This is a genomic window from Thermodesulfobacterium hveragerdense DSM 12571 (assembly GCF_000423845.1).
In the GTDB taxonomy this organism is placed as follows: domain Bacteria; phylum Desulfobacterota; class Thermodesulfobacteria; order Thermodesulfobacteriales; family Thermodesulfobacteriaceae; genus Thermodesulfobacterium; species Thermodesulfobacterium hveragerdense.
The window spans coordinates 60,918-79,752 of sequence record NZ_AUIT01000006.1 but is presented as its reverse complement, the minus strand read 5'-3'; the positions used below and the strand labels follow the sequence as shown (position 1 = coordinate 79,752).

General features: G+C 38.3%; 20 protein-coding genes and 1 tRNA gene. 3 read left to right on the top strand and 18 right to left on the bottom strand.

What is annotated here, in order from left to right; all coding sequences use genetic code 11:
* Positions 1-9: 9 nt before the first annotated feature.
* Genes metG through G580_RS09725 form a run of 6 tightly spaced genes read right to left on the bottom strand, consistent with a single transcriptional unit; the run spans position 10 to position 5,166 of the window.
* Positions 10-1,893: a methionine--tRNA ligase gene (gene metG, locus G580_RS0102945; protein WP_211211340.1), complete on the bottom strand. Its 1,884-nt coding sequence runs from the start codon at positions 1,891-1,893 to the stop codon at positions 10-12.
* Positions 1,893-2,768 (bottom strand): PSP1 domain-containing protein, encoded by an 876-nt coding sequence (locus tag G580_RS09735; RefSeq protein ID WP_051173020.1) that lies wholly within the window; start codon positions 2,766-2,768, stop codon positions 1,893-1,895. Before G580_RS09735 ends, metG begins: the two co-directional genes overlap by 1 nt.
* Positions 2,769-3,728, bottom strand: coding sequence for a GTP 3',8-cyclase MoaA (gene moaA, locus G580_RS0102935; protein WP_028840971.1), 960 nt, complete (start codon positions 3,726-3,728; stop codon positions 2,769-2,771).
* Positions 3,722-4,255, bottom strand: coding sequence for a DUF4416 family protein (locus tag G580_RS09730; protein WP_051173018.1), 534 nt, complete (start codon positions 4,253-4,255; stop codon positions 3,722-3,724). Before G580_RS09730 ends, moaA begins: the two co-directional genes overlap by 7 nt.
* A gap of 1 nt (position 4,256) precedes the next feature.
* A complete protein-coding gene (locus G580_RS0102925) occupies positions 4,257-4,451 on the bottom strand; it encodes a Trm112 family protein (RefSeq protein WP_028840970.1) in 195 nt (64 codons plus the stop codon).
* Between the two features lie 13 nt (positions 4,452-4,464).
* The gene (locus tag G580_RS09725) at positions 4,465-5,166 is read right to left on the bottom strand and encodes a GGDEF domain-containing protein (protein ID WP_169357064.1); all 702 of its coding nucleotides are present in this window, start codon (positions 5,164-5,166) and stop codon (positions 4,465-4,467) included.
* Here G580_RS09725 and G580_RS11405 point away from each other — a divergent pair.
* Both G580_RS11405 and G580_RS0102910 read left to right on the top strand, forming a co-directional pair.
* Positions 5,126-5,722 carry a carbohydrate porin gene (locus G580_RS11405; RefSeq protein ID WP_156874770.1) on the top strand — a complete coding sequence of 199 codons (597 nt, stop codon included), beginning with the start codon at positions 5,126-5,128 and terminating at the stop codon, positions 5,720-5,722. The genes G580_RS09725 and G580_RS11405 overlap by 41 nt on opposite strands.
* A 123-nt stretch (positions 5,723-5,845) precedes the next feature.
* Positions 5,846-8,527: a calcium-transporting P-type ATPase, PMR1-type gene (locus G580_RS0102910; RefSeq protein ID WP_028840968.1), complete on the top strand. Its 2,682-nt coding sequence runs from the start codon at positions 5,846-5,848 to the stop codon at positions 8,525-8,527.
* A 76-nt stretch (positions 8,528-8,603) separates the two neighbouring features.
* On the opposite strand, the gene G580_RS0102905 is transcribed toward G580_RS0102910, so the two are convergent.
* From G580_RS0102905 to G580_RS0102880, 6 genes are all read right to left on the bottom strand, one after another.
* On the bottom strand, positions 8,604-9,839 hold the full coding sequence (locus tag G580_RS0102905; protein ID WP_028840967.1) for a hypothetical protein: 1,236 nt from the start codon (positions 9,837-9,839) through the stop codon (positions 8,604-8,606).
* A 78-nt stretch (positions 9,840-9,917) separates the two neighbouring features.
* Positions 9,918-10,268 (bottom strand): hypothetical protein, encoded by a 351-nt coding sequence (locus tag G580_RS0102900; protein WP_028840966.1) that lies wholly within the window; start codon positions 10,266-10,268, stop codon positions 9,918-9,920.
* Between the two features lie 2 nt (positions 10,269-10,270).
* On the bottom strand, positions 10,271-10,483 hold the full coding sequence (locus G580_RS09720) for a hypothetical protein (protein WP_038041407.1): 213 nt from the start codon (positions 10,481-10,483) through the stop codon (positions 10,271-10,273).
* Positions 10,484-11,047: an elongation factor P gene (efp, locus tag G580_RS0102890; RefSeq protein ID WP_028840965.1), complete on the bottom strand. Its 564-nt coding sequence runs from the start codon at positions 11,045-11,047 to the stop codon at positions 10,484-10,486. It abuts the gene before it with no gap.
* 10 nt (positions 11,048-11,057) lie between these two features.
* Positions 11,058-12,101 carry a bis-aminopropyl spermidine synthase family protein gene (locus tag G580_RS09715; protein ID WP_038041405.1) on the bottom strand — a complete coding sequence of 348 codons (1,044 nt, stop codon included), beginning with the start codon at positions 12,099-12,101 and terminating at the stop codon, positions 11,058-11,060.
* A 94-nt stretch (positions 12,102-12,195) separates the two neighbouring features.
* Positions 12,196-12,272: transfer RNA gene (locus G580_RS0102880), tRNA-Met, on the bottom strand.
* A 138-nt stretch (positions 12,273-12,410) separates the two neighbouring features.
* Between G580_RS0102880 and G580_RS0102875 the strand changes: the two genes are divergently transcribed.
* On the top strand, positions 12,411-12,998 hold the full coding sequence (locus tag G580_RS0102875) for a DJ-1/PfpI family protein (protein WP_028840964.1): 588 nt from the start codon (positions 12,411-12,413) through the stop codon (positions 12,996-12,998).
* A gap of 48 nt (positions 12,999-13,046) precedes the next feature.
* On the opposite strand, the gene G580_RS0102870 is transcribed toward G580_RS0102875, so the two are convergent.
* The 6 genes from G580_RS0102870 to G580_RS0102845 all read right to left on the bottom strand — a co-directional run bounded on the left by G580_RS0102870 (position 13,047) and on the right by G580_RS0102845 (position 18,689).
* The gene (locus tag G580_RS0102870; protein WP_028840963.1) at positions 13,047-14,525 is read right to left on the bottom strand and encodes an ammonia-forming cytochrome c nitrite reductase subunit c552; all 1,479 of its coding nucleotides are present in this window, start codon (positions 14,523-14,525) and stop codon (positions 13,047-13,049) included.
* An 18-nt stretch (positions 14,526-14,543) separates the two neighbouring features.
* Positions 14,544-14,993: a cytochrome c nitrite reductase small subunit gene (gene nrfH / locus G580_RS0102865; protein ID WP_028840962.1), complete on the bottom strand. Its 450-nt coding sequence runs from the start codon at positions 14,991-14,993 to the stop codon at positions 14,544-14,546.
* A 96-nt stretch (positions 14,994-15,089) separates the two neighbouring features.
* On the bottom strand, positions 15,090-15,986 hold the full coding sequence (gene xerA / locus G580_RS0102860; protein WP_028840961.1) for a site-specific tyrosine recombinase/integron integrase: 897 nt from the start codon (positions 15,984-15,986) through the stop codon (positions 15,090-15,092).
* Positions 15,983-17,149: an ATP-binding response regulator gene (locus G580_RS0102855; protein WP_028840960.1), complete on the bottom strand. Its 1,167-nt coding sequence runs from the start codon at positions 17,147-17,149 to the stop codon at positions 15,983-15,985. Before G580_RS0102855 ends, xerA begins: the two co-directional genes overlap by 4 nt.
* A gap of 15 nt (positions 17,150-17,164) precedes the next feature.
* Positions 17,165-17,431, bottom strand: a complete 267-nt coding sequence (locus tag G580_RS0102850; RefSeq protein WP_028840959.1) for a PAS domain-containing protein — start codon at positions 17,429-17,431, stop codon at positions 17,165-17,167.
* A 43-nt stretch (positions 17,432-17,474) separates the two neighbouring features.
* On the bottom strand, positions 17,475-18,689 hold the full coding sequence (locus tag G580_RS0102845; RefSeq protein WP_169357062.1) for an MFS transporter: 1,215 nt from the start codon (positions 18,687-18,689) through the stop codon (positions 17,475-17,477).
* Positions 18,690-18,835: the final 146 nt, after the last annotated feature.

Sequence of the window (18,835 nt, the reverse complement as noted above, 5' to 3'; positions counted from 1 at the left end):
CTTTTTATTTTAGCTAACTTTAGCCCCTGGGGCCATTTCTTTCTCAGGGGTCACCAAGCATAATCCCTTTTCATCCTTAGCTGCAAGAAGCATACCCTCTGAAAGGATTCCTCTGATTTTAGAAGGTTTCAGGTTAGCCACAATAATTACCTCTTTACCTATCAATTCCTCAGGTTGATAATACTGGGCTATTCCTGAAACAATCTGTCTTTTTTCTGGGCATAACACTTCTAACCTTAAAAGTTTATCTGCATTTGGGACCTTTTCTGCAGCGACTATCTTCCCTACCCTTAAATCTATTTTTCTAAACTCATCTATAGAGATAAAACCTGTCTCTTCTTTCTTTTCTTCTACCACCTTTTCTTCCTCCTTTGGTTTATCTTCTATTCTTGGAAAAAGAGGCTTCCCTTTTTTAGCAGCCGCTCCTTCTTTTAACCCCTTAAAATTAAAAACCTCTTCCCAAGAAAGTGGCCTTTCATAAGACATATTTTCAAGTAAAATCTGAGAGGTTTCAGGCATCACCGGAGAAAGGGCTATAGCAAAACTCTTGATAACTTCAAGTAAAACCCTAAGAACCGTTCCTGCCCTGTCTAACTCTCCTTTTTTTATAAGACTCCAAGGGGCCTGTCTGTCGATGTAAACGTTACCTTCTCTGATGGCTTCCCAAAGTCTTTCTAAAGCTCTATGAAACTGAAGTTCAGAAAACAACTTATGGTAATCTTCTAAAGCTGTCTTCACCATGTCTAAATAAGCCTGGTCCTCTTCTGTCAGCCCGTTTAAAGGGGGGACACAAGAGTTAAAGTATTTTTCTGTTAGGTTTAAGGTACGATAAACAAGGTTACCATAGTCATTAGCAAGGTCTGCGTTTATCCTGGTGATAAAAGCTTCAAAACTAAACTCTGCATCGTAACCAAAAGCCATCTCTCTAAACAAGAAATACCTTAGCTGGTCTTTACCGTATGTCTTGCTCAAGCTTACAGGATCTACGATGTTTCCTATCGATTTAGACATTTTTAGCCGGTCAACCAACCAATATCCATGCACCAAAAGTTTTTTGTATACAGGTAACCCCAAGGCTTTTAACATGATAGGCCAATAAACTGCATGGGGTTTAAGGATGTCTTTGGCGATAAAGTGATGAGACTCCTTCCACCAGGCCTCCCAGTTTGGGTCCTCTGGATAGCCTATTCCTGTGAGATAGTTTAAAAGGGCGTCAAACCATACATAGGTTACGTAGTCTTTATCAAAAGGAAGTTCAATCCCCCATTCAAGCCTTTTTTTAGGACGAGAAATACAAAGTGGAGGTAGCTCTTCTTCTAACATGTTAAGTACTTCTTCTTTGTAAAAAGCAGGATATATCAGGTCGTTTTTTTGGATGTAGTCTTTTAACCAGGAACGATATTTTTCTAAGTTAAAAAAATAGTTTTTTTCTTTAATAAGTTCAGGGGTTTTTTGATGGTCTTTACATCTTCCTTGTTCGTCAAGTTCTTTGGCCGTCAAAAAACGTTCGCAGCCAACACAGTAAAGCCCCTCATATTCATCCTGATAGATTTCTCCTTTTTCGTAAAGTTGCTGCAAAACCCTTTGTACGGTCTTTTTATGGGTTTCTTCAGTGGTCCTGATAAAACGACTATAACCAATCCCAAAGTAATCCCAAGTTCTTTTAAAAGATTCACTTATCTCATCAACCAGAGCTTGAGGAGAAAGTCCTTTATCTTTAGCTGTTTTCTGGATCTTATCCCCGTGTTCGTCTGTACCTGTAAGAAAAAACACCTGCCAGTTTTTTAGTCTGTAAAACCTGGCAACCCCATCTACTATCAGCGTAGTATAGGCATGTCCTAAATGAGGATAAGCGTTTACGTAGTAAATCGGTGTAGTAAGATAGATCCGCATCAAGCCTCCTCCTCTTCAAGGTTCTTCAACTGATCTTCAACAGAAAAATCCTCTATATGCTCTAAAATGTAAGACTTTAATTCTTCAACAGGTAAGGTAATAACTTGACCATCTTTTGTTTCTAAGTAAACTAATCTTTGAAAAAAGTGATATTTTAAAACCCGATAAGATTCTTCATTAATCTTAATCTTACTCCCAAGCTTAGGTAAATTTTCTAAAAATTCTCTATATACCTCCATCTCATAACTTAGACAACAAAGCAACCTTCCACAAGGACCTGAAATTTTATTAGGGTCAAGGATAAGCCCTTGCTCTTTAGCAAACTTAATAGAAAGAGGGGTGAAGGACTTTAAGAACCTGGCGCAACAAAACTCTCTTCCGCAATAACCTATCCCTCCTAAAATGGCTGTTTCGTTTCTCACCCCTATCTGCCTCATCTCTATTCTCATCCTCAAAGCCCTGGCCAACTCCTTTACCAGCTGCCTGAAATCAATCCTGCCCTCTGCGGTGTAAAAAAAGATGATCTTACTCCTATCAAAAAAGCAATCGACCCTTACCAAATTCATCTCAAGTCCAAGCTCTTTAGCAAACTGGAGGCAAAACTCTTTGCCTTTCTCTTCCAGTTCTAACTTTTTCTCATATTCTTTGATTTCTTTAAGGGTAGCCTTTCGCAAAACTACAGGAATTCCTTCTACATCAAAGGAAATCTTATAAGAAACCTCGGTGAGCAAACAAACTTCCTTTCTTTCATCAGGCATCTCTACCAAAACATAAGTGCCTTTAGGAAGAGGCTTGAAGAGTTTTAATGCCATGTCAGGATATCCCTGTTTTAAGGTGCCAGCACTCAACCAAACCTGAACCTCTTTATTTTCCATCTAACCTCCGATAGCCCTCATAGGTTTTAAAGTAGAATTTAATCTATGCCCTTCGGGCTTTACTTTTAGTGCCTGAAGAAACAACTCTTCTAAGGAAACCTTCTTTTCTCTTAAAGCGGTTTTTAAGTTTATCTCATAGTCTGAAAAAAGACAAGGCCTTAACCTTCCGTCTGCGGTAATCCTAAAGCGATTACATCTATGGCAAAAATGTTCAGAAATAGGAGAGATAAGCCCTATTTTACCCTTAGCTCCCTCCCATCTAAAAACCTTCGCAGGACCACCACCTACTGAATCAGCAGGTAAGAGAGGCCGGTATGTTTCCAATGTTTTTTTGATTTCCTGTGTGTCTACTATGTGACTTTTATCCCAAAGAGAATTTCCTCCTATTGGCATAAACTCGATAAACCTTACCTCTATCGGTTTTTCTAAGGTAAGCTTAGCCAAATCTAAAACCTCTTCGTCGTTAAAACCTCTAATCACTACCACGTTAACCTTTACCGGGGAAAAACCTAAATCTAAAGCCAACTCTAAACCTCTTTTTACCTTTGAAAACCCATCGACCCCTGTGATTTTATAAAATTTTTCTGGGTTTAGGGTATCTAAACTAAGGTTTATTCTTTTTAAACCTGCCTTTTTAAGTTTTTCCCCAAGTTCCTCAAGAAAATAACCGTTGGTTGTAAGACTTAAATCTTCTATCCCTGAAATACTTGCAATCCTTTCTACCAGACTTTCTATGTTTTTTCTCACCAGAGGTTCTCCTCCGGTAATCCTTACCCTTTTAACCCCAAGCTTAGCCCCTACCCTGACCACTTCTTCTATTTCCTCAAGCCTAAGAATTTCATGGTGTGGCAACCATTCCCAGTTATTATGAGTAAAACAATAGATACATCTAAAATTACACTTATCGGTTACAGAGAGCCTAAGATACTCTATTTTTCTTCCAAAAGGGTCTATCAGCATAAAGGCCTCTTTTTCAATCCCTTGTAAATCTCTCTCGCTTGGTTAAAAACCGGAATAAAGGCCTGATAGTCTGGATAAGTCCAAGGAAGACTGATAAAACTTTTATCCTTGTATACCAAGGTAACTTCGGCAAATACTCCCCTGCCCAAATAAATCCTGTGAGCATAATCCTTAAAGGTAGACAAAACCACCTTAGAAAGCTCCACATAACCTGGATCAAGGTTAACCCTTCTTTTGCCAGATTCTGTGGTATAAGAAAGCTCTATCTTGTAACAAATATGTTTTAACTCCACCAAAAAATCAGGAATTTTGAAGTTTTCAAAAAAATAAAATCTCTTTTTTAGATTTCTTCCCATTTCTTTCTCGTAGTAATGGGTAAAAGAAGAAAAGTCAAAGGCTTCAGAGGAAAAAATTACTCCTCCAAGATCTGAGGTTAAAAAAGTTAAAGCCTGTTCTCCTATAGAAAAATCCTGAGTAGTCAGAGCTATAAAGAAACAGACAGGAGCTGGTTCTTTAGGATGGCTCATCTCAAAAACTTAGGTCTTCAAGTTTTAAAGCCTCTTCTACCAACATCACCGGGATGTCTTCTACTATCGGATAAAATAGTTTACAGTTCTTGCAAACAAACCCCTCTTTATCCTGAAAAACCAAAAACTCAAGCTCATCCTTACATTTAGGACAAGCAAGTACCTCTAAATAAACTCTAATTCTCTCTTGTTCCATAACCTACATAATATCATGTTTCAAATTTTACGCAATTTTTCCCCGACCTTTTTGCTAAATAAAGGGCTGAGTCTGCTCGTTTTATTAAATTTGAGATTTCTTCTTCTAATTTATATTCACTTACCCCTAAGCTTATGGTGATTTTAAGCCGATGAATACCTATTTCTAAATCTTCTACTGCTTTTCTTAGTTTTTCTGCTACCCAAACTGCATTTTTAAGGTCTGTTTCTGGTAAAACCACGATAAACTCTTCTCCTCCCCAGCGGCCAACTAAATCCTGCTCTCTAAGCTGACCTCTAAGGGTTTCAGCAAGAACCTTCAAAACCTCATCCCCTACGTCATGCCCATAAAGGTCGTTTGTCCTTTTAAAGTTGTCTATGTCTATCATGATTACAGAAAAAGGTTGATTACTCTCACTGGCTTTTTCTTTAAGATTTTCTAAAACCGTAGCTATAAACCTTCTGTTAAAAAGCCTGGTAAGTGGGTCGGTAATAGAATTCCAATAAAGTGCTTCTTCTAATTTTTTTCTTAAAGTTATATCCCAAAAACATACAACCGTTTCAACGACTTTTCCCAACTCATCTCTAACATGAGAAACCTTAACATTAGCTATCAAATAAGACCCATCTTTCTTTTTAAGAACCATATCCCCTGTAAATTCCTCTCCTTTAGAAATGGCCTCACATATCGCACACCTGTCATCTGCTAAATCCACAAAAAACTCATGGTCTTTTTTTCCAATCAACAAGAACTACAACTACTACTCTGCCCAGATTAGCTATAAGCTTGAATCGCCTTTAGGAGAGGGGAACTACCGCGTCTACGGCTTTACCACGAACAAGCGCTTCCCTGATTGGAATTATGCTAAGAAAAAGGCTTTAAAGGGCTTTGGAGTTTCTATCGACCAGGACCTGATAAAGGATAAGCTTGGTTTGTTTGCAAGGGTTGGCTTCCAGGATGATGACGCAAAGATAGACTACTATAAAAGCATGTATTCAGCGGGACTAACCTATAAGTTTTGCCTTTTTGGAAAGAAAGATTTTACCCTTGGTGCAGGATATGCTTTCTTGAAGGCTCCTTCTAAGAACGACGAGCTAAAGCAAACAAAGGTCTTTGAGACTTATTTTTCTATACCGATTTATGAGAAGGAAAAGCTTTTGACTTCTCATCTTACCTTTGATTGGCAATGGATGAAGGACAAGTTTAGGGAAGAGGACAAAAAGGACCACTCAGGGCATATCTTTGGTGTAAGGCTTAACTTAGGATTTTAGCAATTTTTAGTAATCTCAAAATTTTGAAGGAGAGGGGGGTGTATTAGGTAATCCCTCTCTTCTTTTTTTTTCTAACCATGTTATAATTCTTGAGACTATTAGCAATTTTATAGAACATATTCTATGCCTCAAGCCTTTTATCAACTGCCTGTTGATGAAGTTTTAAAGGCTCTTCGTACATCTCTTCAAGGCTTATCAGCAGAGGAAGCTGAAAGAAGGTTTAATGAATATGGACCAAACGAGCTCGTAAGAGAAAAGAAGAAGTCTCCCCTTGCCCTTTTTCTCTCGCAGTTCACTAACTTTTTAGTTGTCATTCTCATCATAGCAGCTCTAATCTCTGCCTATCTTGGAGATTATGTGGAGAGCATAGCCATCTTTGCCATTGTCCTTATGGCTGGTGTGTTAGGCTTTGTGCAGGAGTACCGGGCAGAGAAGGCTTTAGAAGCCTTGAAAGCCCTTTCAGCACCCACCGCTCGCGTAATAAGGGATGGAAAAGAAGTCGTCGTTCAAGCAAGAGATATCGTGCCGGGCGATATCGTAAGTCTCTATGCTGGGGATAGGGTTCCTGCAGATGGGCGCTTGATTGAGGCTATAAACCTTCGGGTTGATGAGGCTATTTTGACGGGAGAATCTGTCCCCGTTGAGAAGAAAACCGACCCCATTCCTCAAGAGAATGTGCCCGTTAGTGAAAGGCATAACATGGTCTTTTCTGGAACCGTCGTGGTTAACGGGCGAGGGCTAATGGTTGTTACAGCAACGGGAATGAACACCGAGTTTGGGAAAATAGCCCACATGCTCGGTGAAGTTGAAGAAAAGAAAACTCCCCTACAAGTTAACCTTGATAGAACGAGTAAGCTTATCGGCACTTTTGCTCTTATACTTTGTGCCCTCATCTCAGGGGTTGGCATTGCAAGAGGCTACGATGTGCTGGAAATGTTTGTCTGGGGCGTTGCTCTTGCTGTAGCCATAATCCCTGAAGCTTTGCCTGCGGTTGTCACCATAAGCTTAGCCCTTGGCGTAAGAAGAATGGTAAAAAGGCAAGCCCTTATCAGGAAGCTTCATGCCGTTGAGACCTTGGGCTGCGTAACCTACATCTGCTCTGACAAAACCGGAACCTTAACCAAAAACGAGATGACTGTCCAAAAGGTCTGGGTCAACAGAAATCTCATTGAGGTTACCGGTGTTGGATATGTCCCTGAAGGTGATTTTAAGCTTGACGGAAAACCTTTCCCTAAGGATGAAGCGCATCTTCAGATGCTCCTTAAGACAGCAGTCCTATGCAACGACTCTGAGCTTTTCTACTCAGAGGAGGACAAAAAGTGGAAGATAAAAGGAGACCCTACAGAAGGTGCGCTCGTTGTTTTAGCTAAAAAGGCAGGGATTGATAAGAAGGAGCTTGAAAATCTTCATCCAAGGTTTGATGAGATACCCTTTGATTCAGAAAGAAAGATGATGACTACAGTGCATAGCTTGGATGATGAGAAGCTTTTAATCTGTAGCAAGGGAGCTCCTGAAGTTATCCTTAACAAATGCGCGCACATCCTCTACGATGGAAAAATTCACGAGCTAACCCAAGCTGAAAAGTTAGAAGTTTTAGATGCTGCGCAAAGTATGGCTAAATCAGCCTTAAGGGTGATAGGAGTTGCCTATCGTATTGTAGCAAAGTCTTCTTATTCAGCATCCTCTGCAGAAAGCGAGCTAATCTTCCTTGGCTTGTTAGGTATGATTGACCCGCCCCGGGATGAGGCAAAGCCTGCCATACAAACCTGTAAGACAGCTGGAATTAAGCCAGTTATGATAACAGGCGACCACAAGATTACCGCAGAAGCCATAGCAAGGGAGCTTGGGATTTTAACTCATGGTGAGGTTATCTCAGGGGCAGAGCTTGAAGCCATGTCTGATGAGGAGCTTGAGAAGAGGGTTGAAAGGATAGAGGTTTACGCAAGAGTGAACCCAGAGCACAAGCTTAGAATTGTTAAAGCTTTGCAGAAGAGGGGACATGTTGTTGCCATGACAGGCGATGGCGTAAACGATGCCCCAGCTCTTAAGCAAGCTGACATAGGCGTTGCCATGGGGATTACAGGAACTGAGGTTGCCAAAGAGGCTTCAGACATGGTCCTTCTTGACGACAACTTTGCCACCATTGTTTCCGCTGTTGAAGAAGGAAGAACCATCTATGCGAACATAAGAAAATATTTAGTCTATCTTTTAACCGGGAATACGGGGACGGTGGTAGGGTTAACATCAGCCCTTGTGGCAGGTCTTCCTGTTCCTCTCTCTGCGGTGCAGATACTTTTCATCAACCTTCTCATGGATGGGGCGCCTGCTGTGGCTTTAAGCGTTGAGCCCCCAGAGCCTGATGTCATGAAAAAGCCACCAAGAGACCCAAAGGAGAGCATCTTCAACCGCTACGCCTTAACTTTTATCCCTCTTATGGGGCTCTGGATAGGGCTTTGTGCTTTATTCCTCTTTATCTATCAGCTAAAGACCGCAGACTTAGCCAAAGCCATGACCGTTTTCTTTGCTGGCATAATCTGCATGAGGCTTGCAAATGCCTTAAACTGCCGTTCAGAGGAGGCTTCTCTCTTTAAGCTCGGGCTTTTCACAAATAAATGGCTAATTCTTGCCCTTATCTCCTCCTTAACCTTTATGCTCCTTGCCATGTATGTGCCCTTCCTTTCTAAAGTGTTCAACACCGTTCCCCTTAGCTTTAACGATTGGCTTATGGTCGGTGCTTCAGCCTTATCAGTCATAATTCTTGACGAAATTCATAAGCTGTTAAAATGTATAAAAAGAAAACCATGAAGCTTGAGCATTATCCGGTTGAAAAGCTAAAAGAAGAGATATTGAAAATCTTAAGAAAATATTTAGACCTTAAGCATTATAGGGTCTTTTTCTTTGGTTCAAGGGTAACCGGAAGGTGTGATGAATTCAAATAGAGGAGGAGCTTGAAAACTTGCCAATCTTCTTCTGAATACCCTAAAAGTTTTAAAAGTTTTTGGTTTACAAAGTTAATCTTAAATTCTTTCACCGTATAAACGGCACTTTCCATAAACTGAATAACCGTATTAAATTTTTTCCGTTCCCAAAAGCTCTCCCTTACTTTACGGTTGGTGTGAAAAGAAATAAAAAGTATCACCAGTAATAAAAGGGTGTAAATATAAACATTCCTATAAAAATCTCTATATAACCCCTCTACCGCCTCTGCCCTCTGGATGATTAACAAATACCCTACAGTTTTTTCTTTAAAATCCTTGATAGGAAAGGTTACTACCTCATAAACTTTCCCTTGCTGTTTTAAATCAACAATATGTAGCTTATCTGAAGATATGGCCTTTTTAAATTTAAGGTCCTGCTGTAAACCGTGTAAGGTACTACCACATAAACTGTCACTTCTAAAACTCCCCTGGTATTCAACTAAGTCTTCTCCAAAAAAACTGTGCAAAAACTGAGACTTATATGGTTCTTCAAGCTTGTCTACCGTCTCTCTTTTCTTAAAAATCAGCCTTAAACAAGCTCCTGAATTTAGCTGATAAACCAACCTTTCGAAATGTTTTAAAGAAATGATAAAATCAACACTTCCCAAGCAATCCCCTTTTTGATCAAGTAAAGGAAAAGTATGTCTAAAACCACTAAGGAACCTTCCGGTAGAAACCCCAAACACAGGTTTTTTATGTGTAATTACATAGGCCACGTCTTCTCTATATAGAGTAAGATCCTCTCCATAAACAGAAGGATTATAGAATCTTAAAAGACTTCTTCCTTCTTGGTTATGGAAATGAAGGTCTATTTCTAAACTTACAAAGTTTTGGATAAAAGGGAAAAGAAACTGATAAAGATTTTTTCTTAAAACCTCTTCATTCCTTTTATAGGTTTTAAGAATGTTTTTTATGTTTTGAGAAGCTCCTATCCCCTGGGCATAAAGGGAGGTTAACTCCTTAATCGAATAAAGGACCGAATTGTACATCGCAAGCTTATGGTCTAAGTGGTTTGAAAGAATAGTTTGCTTTTGCTTCTGAAAGTTATAACAGAGAAACCAAATACCTAAAGCCCAGCTGAAAAAAACTAAAATTAAAATTACAATATAAGATTTATAAAACCATAAAAATTTTTTCATAATTCATCAACGATATCATTAAATTATAAAAATTCAAGAAAAAAATTTTTCTTACCACCAGAAACCAGCAACTATAGATTAAAGGATAGGTTTGAGGGCTTTTTGAAGGATTGCTAAGAAATCCTTTAAAGACTGATAGACCTTTTCCAGATCTTGCTCTTCAGAAAAAATAATCCTTTTAATATTTAGAAGAGCTTCCTGGTCTTCTGGATCGATGGCTTCTATAGTTTTTTGCCAGATTTCTTGAAAGGAAGGAGGATTATCTGGAGGGGTTATCTGAGAAAGAGACCAGAGGGCTTTGAGCCCTGTTTGAAAAATCTCTTGGGCCTTTTTTCTAAACTCCTCTGGTTTTTGTTTGTAAAGATGAAGGTCCTTAAACAGATCATGGGCATATTTATGATAACTTCTTGCTCTTATAAAATAAACCATTTCTAATCAGAAGGCCCTTTCAACAACTCTTCGCCCCATTTTCTGTAAAAATGTTTAGATATCACCTCGTCTGCTATCTCACAAATCTGAAAAAGGGTCTCTATCATATCTAACATCTCTTCTTGCCCATCCTTAGGTCTCATCTCAAAGTCCTCTATGAAAGCTCCACTTTCTAAGTATTCTTTAAACTCCTGAAGTTTTTTAAGAGTAAGCATTTATACAGCCCTCTCTATATATTCTCCTGTCCTAGTGTCTACCTTAATCCTGTCCCCTTTGTTGATAAAAAGAGGTACTTGAATGACAGCCCCAGTTTCAAGGGTAGCAGGCTTGGTGGCAGAACCAACGGTATCCCCTCTAACCCCTGGCTCAGTCTCTACCACCTCTAACTCTACGATGTTAGGAATGTCCATACCTATTACCTTACCCCGGTAATAGATGATATAAACGTTTAAGTTTTCTTTGAGAAATTTTGCTGCCTGACCTACCTCTTCTTCTCTAAGGTAAACCTGGTCATAATCCTCTAAATCCATAAATACATACTGTCCTTTCTCTTTATATAAAAACTGCATCTCCTTTTCTTGCAAGTCAGGTTTTTCAAACTTTTCTCCTGCACGAAAGTTTACCTCAAAAACCCTACCGGTAGTCAAGTCCTTTAACCTGGTTCTAACCGTAGGCTGATTTTTGGAAACTTTAACATGCTGAAACTCTAAAATCTCGTAGGGTTTCCCCTCCCATTCTATTTTTAAACCTCTCTTAAAATCTGACGTGCTATAAGCCATAACTTTACCCCTATTTTATATTTTTTTCTAAATAAGAAGGTAAGGGAGTTGCCCAAGATTCATCATCAAAATAAAGCTCTTCAAGGTCAGCAGGAACCTCTATGTCTAAAACCCTGGGATCTTCTACAGCTTCAAACCTAACAAAACAAGACTTATACCAATCTACCTCCGGGATGGGCAAATCAAACTCTTTCATAATCCTGTAAGTCCGGTAAAAATCCTCCCACTGATTTTCTTCTTCAGGATAGGTGGTAAAATCCCTTAAGATATCAGTTAAAACAAAACCTGAGGCTAAGATAAACTTTTGAAAGTCATACCACTTTTTTAACGAAGCTTCTCGATGGGTAAACCCTACATAACCCACCGATCCCTCACCCTTTAAAGACTGGATACATCTGTTTACAAAAAGTTTTAACCCCTTCTGCGTCTCTACAGGGTCTGTGACAAATATATCAAACTTTTTACAAAGCTCGGCAGGAAGTTTCTCTATCACGTTGTAATTATAGACCTCTATGTTATGATAACCAATCAGGGTTGCTTTTTCTTTGATAAATCTATTAATCCTTTCGTCTATTTCTACCACCACTATCCTTTTTGGTAGTTTGGTAAGAGCCATGCTGAGAGAGATTAAATCGTCATCTCCCAAGATAAAAACCTCTGTCCCCTCAAGATCACCTCTTTCATAGATAAAAGCCGTTCTTTTGACCGTATCTTCTGGTTTTATAAAACCCTGGTCAAAATCACTGGTTGGTAAAGGACGGTCCCTAGTAATCTCTATAAAATCTTTTAAAACCTGTTTCCAAAAAGGATTTTGTTCAAAAGGAGAACAAAAAAGACATCCTGGACTTTCATATGGAAAAATCGGCAAACCCTCTTCAGCAAGATAAAAATAGGGTTTTTCGTATTTTATTTTACCTTCCTGGAGAAGCTGTTTAATAGCTTCCAAAAAATCTACCAGATGGGCATCTTGATAGTTTATCAACTGCCAAAAAGAGGCTCTATCTTTAGCCAGTGCCCTTAACACCTGTTTCTTAATTCGCTCTAAACTTTTCACTTTTTAATCCTCTTCGAAAATTTTTATGTATAAAAGGAGACCTAAGTAAGGCTTTTAACCCCTGGTAAGAATGTTTACAGATAGAGAAACAAGTTGGTTGCGGGGGTGGGATTTGAACCCACGACCTTCGGGTTATGAGCCCGACGAGCTACCAGACTGCTCCACCCCGCGATCTTTCAACCTGTGTTTTATAATATAATAAAAGTTTTAAATATGTCAAGCCTTAAAGAGAGTTTTGTGTTCTAAAAAACCTTGAAAAAAGCTTATCTAAATTTATTTTTTTAAAAAATATTTAACGGAGGGAGGGTTATGGGGGCCAAAAGGATACTGATGTTGGTGGGAGACTATGTGGAAGATTATGAAGCTATGGTTCCATTTCAGATGCTTCAGATGCTGGGGCATCAGGTCGATGCAGTTTGTCCTGGGAAAAAACCTGGAGATGTGGTAAAAACAGCAGTCCACGATTTTGAGGGAGACCAAACCTATTTAGAAAGAAGAGGACACAACTTTAGGATCACCGCAGATTTTGATAGTATAAACCCAGAAGATTATGACGGTCTTGTAATACCTGGAGGAAGAGCTCCTGAATATTTAAGGTTGAACGACAAAATCATCCAGATAGTCAAACACTTTGCTAAAAAAAACAAACCCATCGCAGCCATATGTCATGGGCCTCAACTACTCACCGCAGCAGACGTGATAAGAGGCAAAAAACTTACGGCTTATCCAGCAGTAAAAGCTGAAATAGTGCTTGCTGGTGGGATATGGTCTGAAGTAAACGAAACCTTTACTAACGTATGTGTAGACGGAAACATCGTTACTGCCCCTGCCTGGACGGCTCATCCTTGGTGGATGGCTAAATTTGTTGAACTCTTAGGAACAAAGATTGAACCTTAACAGCTAAAACAACATTAAGGGGGGATTTTTCCCCCCCCTTAATTTGTCTTAAAGCATCCCCTCAAAAAGTTGTTGTATTCCAAATGGATCTTTAAACTCCTGCTCTGGCCTAAAGTTAAGTTTTTTTTCACCTCTGTTGTTGATATATTTGGAAACCTCAAGGTCTATTTTTGCAGGAACCTCTACTCCTGCTTTAGCAAGGGCAGTTCTTAAAATAGCTTCTGACTTAGAGGCAAAGGCTAAAGCATCGGTTAAAATTCGCATAGCCTCTGTAGGGTTGTGAAACCCAACTGAATTTTCTGCTCCTACAAAGATTACCCTATAGATAGCTTCTAAATAAAGATCCTTAGCTTTGTTGTATAAAGTCTGGTCTATGGTCTTTCCTTGAGTTTGAGCCAGATGCACCTTCTCAAAAAGTTTAGCTGCTACCGCTGTCTGATATCCAGCTCTTATATAGGCAGAAATCGTCCTATCCTGAATAGCAATTACTTGCTGTTTTAACCAATCGGTGCTTTGGGGATGGCATTGTTTACAAGACCTCATGTTATCTTTTAGAGGACTCATTACTCTGTGTTCACTTACCTTATAGCTTCCCATCCTTTTGTAAGGCATATGACAATCAGCACAAGAGACTCCTGCATTCCAGTGCACCGAGTTTCTTGAATAAAGCTCAAACTCAGGATGTCTGATAAAGGCCAATTTAAACCCTGTGACCGCCTGTTTCCACTCTCCATAAGCTGGATTGCTTTTCAAGACTTTGATGATGTTTTCTATACTGATATCTCCCCATTTACTGCCTTGCCAGGGGAAAAAGATGCCTGTAGGCTTCATATCCTGGTCTCTTGGGATTACATAGGTAACATGACATTGAGCACACACCAAACTTCTCATCTGTTGATGGGTTAGCCCTTTTTCATCTATTCCTAAATCCTTTAAAGCCTTCCCTAAGGTAAAAGCCCTTCTTATATGGAGGTTCATCGTTTTAGGGTCATGACAATCTAAACAAGAACCCCCAAGGTTAAGGTGTTTTTCTGGGATCCAACCCAATGCCTCTTTAAACGGGGTGTTGTAATATTTAGCCCCATACTGTTTTTCAAGGTCAGCAGAATAGGGAGTCTTGCAGGTCAGACAAACTCCTCCGGGTTTGGTCCTTGAGGGGTCTATCTCTTGAAGGTCTATCATCCTGTAGTAATGTCCCCTTGGCTCGTTATACTCTATACCAAATCCAAATCCGTTATAAATAACAGCTAAGAAAGGAAACTCAGAGAGTTTATCATAAACTATTTTATCAGTATCCCAACCTCTTTTATACTTGCTTAAGCCTGCAGGAGTAGGTTCAGACTCTTTTTTCCACATCTCATAGTGAAGAGGGAAAGCTTTTCCCCATACCTCTGGGTCTACCTCATTTTCAGCTATCTTAAAAGCTTCCTGACGGAAATCTTTTGCTTTTTCAGGAGGCTTACAACCCGCTATCAACGAAACCAAACCCATAAGGGTTAAACCTAACCACAAAGACTTTCGTTTCATCTTATCCCCCCTTATATTTTATTTTTCTAAAACTTCTAAACTGCTACTCATTTTATGCCTTACTTTTACATGACATTCCCAGCAGTTTCTGTCTTTCACGTGTATCATAAAAACCATATCTTTATGACACCTTATACAATTTTCCTGAACCAAAACCTTACCATGAGAAGATAGGGTAATTTCCTCTGGTATAAGATTTAGGTGAAACTTTACCAAATCCTTAGTTCCGTCAACACCTTTCCAAAAATAATGTCTGAGTTTATTGTCATGAGGAAGATGGCAGTCTATGCAATTAAGTTGATTATGCAACCCGGACTTTCTTAAAGATAAACTCTGGTCTTCCATCACATGACAACTTGCGCAATAGGAATTTTTACTGGTATAAGCAACAAGCTTAGGCATACCTAACAAAGCCACAAACAAAACCACCCCTAAAAACACCACCCCTATAGCTACCTTATTTTTCATAAGGCCCCCTTACCGAAGGTATCTCTTTATAGAAAATTTTTTATGAAAAAACTTTAAAAATTCCTTGACTTAAATCAAGAAAATAGATTCTACAGGTTAGTCCTTTTTAGCTCGGGGATGGGATTTAAGATAAACTTTGAGTAGATGTTCGTAACTAACCTTGGTGTACATTTCTGTGGTAAGAAGGGAAGCATGTCCCAAAAGTTCCTGAATAGCCCTAAGATCAGCCCCTGAGTTTAAAAGATGGGTAGCAAAAGAATGTCTTAAAGTATGAGGATGAAGGTATTCTATTCCATAACTTTTTCCTAAGGTCTTAAGTATGTATCTAACCCCCCGGTCGGTTAACTTGTCTCCCTTTGAGTTAATAAACAAAAACCCATGACTTTTACCTAAGCTTAAAAGCACTTTTTCTCTTTCTTTTATATATCTTTCTAACAACTGTTGTGCCTTCTTGCCAAAGGGGATCATCCTTTCTTTATTCCCCTTTCCTATTACTCTTAAAAACCTAAGTTGCAGGTTTAGCTGGTTCAGTGTTAGCTTAGTAAGCTCCCCTACCCTTAAACCACAGCCATAACCAAGTTCTAAAATCGTTCTGTTTCTAAGCCCAAAAAAGCTATTCTCTTTTACCTGTTCTATCATCTGGTTCAGTTCTTCTTCGGTAGGAACACGAGGGAATTTTTTTAAAACCCGAGGGGTTGAGAGATAATGGATTAAGTTTTTAGGTATGACCTCTTTTTTGGAAAGAAACCTAAAAAAACTTCTTAAAGCACTAACTTTTCTTGCGATGGTAGTAGGTTCTTTTTTAGTTTTTTTAAGGTTCGCAAGATAAAGCCTTAGATGAAAAGGCTGGAAATGTTTAAGATCCTCTATCTTTAAATTCTGACCATGGTTCAAAAAATCTTCTAAGTCTTTTTTATAGGCCTTTAAAGTTTGAGGAGAATAGTTTTTTTCTACCTCTAAATATTTTAAAAACTCCTCTAACCATCGGTTCATAGCATAACTTCTTCTTTAATCTTAGCCAAGAGTTGTTCTGCAGTAAAGGGTTTTAGAAGTAGTTTAAAGCTGGGTAGTTCCGCCAGAGATAACAAATCTCCTGTCAAAAACAAAACCTTTAGGTCTGGAAATTTTTGTTTTAAATTCTGGTAGACTTCAAAACCTTTTATTCCTGGCATATGATAGTCGGTAATAAGAAGGTCTGGAGAAGAAATTTTATCAAGGTTTTTTTCTAATTCTTCATAGTTAGAAAAAGCCCAAACTTGATGACCTTCTCCTTCCAATATTTCTTGTATATTTGCTAAAATTTCTGGTTCGTCTTCCAGAAGGATGATTTTAAGTTTTTTGATCTCCGACTTTTGCAACGGAGTTAATAAGCTCACACTCAGCGCAGGGACCCAAATCTTAAAGGTTGTGCCTAAGTTAACCTTGCTTTCTACCTCTAATTTTCCTCCCAAACTTGTGATATGATTTTTTACCAAGAATAGGCCTAAGCCACTGCTTTCCTTTTTGGTAGTAAAAAAAGGCATAAAAATTTTTTCTAAGTTTTCTTCAGGTATACCACATCCGTTATCTTTTATCTTGATTATCAAGTATTTCTTTTCAAGGGTTTTTAAAGATAGTGCTATTTCTATCTCTCCTTCGTCTTCGATGGCATCCTTAGCATTACTGATAAAATCTAAAAAGATATACCTCCAAAAGGTTTCTTCTCCTGGGACAAAAACGTTTACTAAAGACCCTAAAGAGAGCTGTATCTGAATTTTAGGTCCGGCAATGATCTGAAAAATATCTAAATTGTTTTTTAAAAAAGAAACCATTTCTAACTGGGAAGAAAGGACATCTCTTATTCCTTTGGTATAATCTATAAGCAAACGGTTAAGGTCAATCCAAGATTTTAAGGTTTTTTCTGCCAAAAACTTATACCTTTTAATCTCTTCTGGTTTGTCTACGTTTTCCTCTATGTTCTTTAAGTACTTAAGGGTATTTTGCAGAATGTTGTTAAAATCATGGACTAAGCTTCTTAAAAACTCGGAAAACCGTTGATTTTTTTCCAACTCTTCTATCTTGGCTCTTAATTCTATCAACTCTCCGGTGTCTTTCCCTAACATCAAAATGAGGGTTTCCTGTGGGGTCAACTCTACCTTGTAAAATAAAGCCTCCAAAATAACAACCTTGCCCTATCTGGTTAAAAACTTAACCATCTTCTTTTGTTTATGCTTTTTTAAAAGTTCTTTTTTTAGCTCTGTCATAAAGTTAGGAGAAGAGACTAACAAGCTCCCTATTCCTTTTCCTACGATTTCTTCCTTAGGATAACCTAAATTTTCTTCAGCCACCTTATTTAAATAGACCACCTTATCCTGTTCCAGAACCATCACATACAAGCCTAAACCTAAAGCACACTCAGCAAGATTTAAGTTTGTTATGATCTTCTCAAGATCTACCATTTTAAAACCCTCTCTAAAAAATTAAGTGCAATAAATTAATAAACTATTTTTTAAGTTTAGCAATATTTAAAAGAAAAAAATTTACTAAAACTAAACTTAATACATAAAAACTTACTAGCCAGCCTAACCCTACTTTTTCTGCAAGAACCCCTGCTAAAAAACTCCCTAAAGGATGAACCCCTAAAAAGGAAAAGGTAAAAAAACTAATCACCCTACCTCTTATTTCTGTAGGGGTATTTTCTTGAAGGTATGAGTTAGCTATCGGATAAAAATTAGTAAAGGAAAAACCTAAAAGGAGACAACAAAAGAGGGTTAACCACCAAATTTTAGACCACACCATCCCTAAAGCCCCTAAAGCAAAAATACAGGTGGAAGACCAAAGTTTAGAGAGTTTGTTTTTTACCTTTCCTAAAATTATGTAAACTGACCCAAGAATAGCACCTATACCTACCATAGAAGAAAGTTGACCAAATTCTTTGCCACCTCCTCCGAATAATTTGTCAACAATTATCGGAAAAAGAATGAGAATAGAGGCACCAAAAAAAGTAAAGCTAAAAACCATACCTAAAACTGCAGGGAGTGCTTGTTGTTTTCTAAACAAAGTAAACACTTCTTTAAACGCCTCTATAAAATTTTTCTTGTTTTCGAAGTCTATATGATAGGATTTTTGATATTTTATGAAAAACAAAAGAAAAAGCAAAAAAGGTAGATAAGAGAGGGCATTAAAGTAAAAACATTGATAAACCTGTCCGTAGGCAATGATAAGACCTGCTAAAAAAGGGCCAACCATCCGAGCTGTATTAAAAGAAAGAGCTTGGAAGGATATAGCTTTGGTAAGTGAGTTTGCCGGAACTATTTCACTTATAAACACCTGTCTCAGAGGGGTGTCAACCGAAGCAAGACTAACAGCCACCATGTTTATCCACACCACCAACCAAAAGTTCAATCTTCCTTCTTGAGTAATGAAACCCAGAAAAACCGAAGGCCAAATCCCTAAAAACACCACCCATGTTAAGAGTTTTTTTCGGTCAAACCGGTCTATGATTAATCCTGCCAAAAAACTAAAAACAAAGGTAGGTAAAGAGTTAAACAAGCTAAAGATGCCTAAATAAAAAGAAGACCGAGTAAGCTCATAAACCAGCCAGATGATAGCGGTGTTGTAAGTCCAAGAACCGGTAAAAGAAATAAAATGACCTAAAATAAAATATCTGAAATTTTTAATTTTAATCGGATTTTCAGAAAGGTCTAAAAAAGCCAAAAAGTTCCTTATACCAATTTCCATTTATTTTAGAATTTTAGCTTTATTTTTTAAAATAGCAATCTGTTTAAACAAATCTTAAAAAAAACACCTCTCAGACTCATCAAACGACAACCTTTTCCTCAATCCCACACAAACCCTCAGTT

What these genes read in the sequence shown, in the direction of transcription:
- metG (WP_211211340.1), bottom strand. Translation starts at nt 1,893, where the DNA reads ATGCGGATCTATCTTACTACACCGATTTACTACGTAAACGCTTATCCT.
- G580_RS09735 (WP_051173020.1), bottom strand. Translation starts at nt 2,768, where the DNA reads ATGGAAAATAAAGAGGTTCAGGTTTGGTTGAGTGCTGGCACCTTAAAA.
- moaA (WP_028840971.1), bottom strand. Translation starts at nt 3,728, where the DNA reads ATGCTGATAGACCCTTTTGGAAGAAAAATAGAGTATCTTAGGCTCTCT.
- G580_RS09730 (WP_051173018.1), bottom strand. Translation starts at nt 4,255, where the DNA reads ATGAGCCATCCTAAAGAACCAGCTCCTGTCTGTTTCTTTATAGCTCTG.
- G580_RS0102925 (WP_028840970.1), bottom strand. Translation starts at nt 4,451, where the DNA reads ATGGAACAAGAGAGAATTAGAGTTTATTTAGAGGTACTTGCTTGTCCT.
- G580_RS11405 (WP_156874770.1), top strand. Translation starts at nt 5,126, where the DNA reads ATGGCCTCACATATCGCACACCTGTCATCTGCTAAATCCACAAAAAAC.
- G580_RS0102910 (WP_028840968.1), top strand. Translation starts at nt 5,846, where the DNA reads ATGCCTCAAGCCTTTTATCAACTGCCTGTTGATGAAGTTTTAAAGGCT.
- G580_RS0102905 (WP_028840967.1), bottom strand. Translation starts at nt 9,839, where the DNA reads ATGAAAAAATTTTTATGGTTTTATAAATCTTATATTGTAATTTTAATT.
- G580_RS0102900 (WP_028840966.1), bottom strand. Translation starts at nt 10,268, where the DNA reads ATGGTTTATTTTATAAGAGCAAGAAGTTATCATAAATATGCCCATGAT.
- G580_RS09720 (WP_038041407.1), bottom strand. Translation starts at nt 10,483, where the DNA reads ATGCTTACTCTTAAAAAACTTCAGGAGTTTAAAGAATACTTAGAAAGT.
- efp (WP_028840965.1), bottom strand. Translation starts at nt 11,047, where the DNA reads ATGGCTTATAGCACGTCAGATTTTAAGAGAGGTTTAAAAATAGAATGG.
- G580_RS0102875 (WP_028840964.1), top strand. Translation starts at nt 12,411, where the DNA reads ATGGGGGCCAAAAGGATACTGATGTTGGTGGGAGACTATGTGGAAGAT.
- G580_RS0102870 (WP_028840963.1), bottom strand. Translation starts at nt 14,525, where the DNA reads ATGAAACGAAAGTCTTTGTGGTTAGGTTTAACCCTTATGGGTTTGGTT.
- nrfH (WP_028840962.1), bottom strand. Translation starts at nt 14,993, where the DNA reads ATGAAAAATAAGGTAGCTATAGGGGTGGTGTTTTTAGGGGTGGTTTTG.
- xerA (WP_028840961.1), bottom strand. Translation starts at nt 15,986, where the DNA reads ATGAACCGATGGTTAGAGGAGTTTTTAAAATATTTAGAGGTAGAAAAA.
- G580_RS0102850 (WP_028840959.1), bottom strand. Translation starts at nt 17,431, where the DNA reads ATGGTAGATCTTGAGAAGATCATAACAAACTTAAATCTTGCTGAGTGT.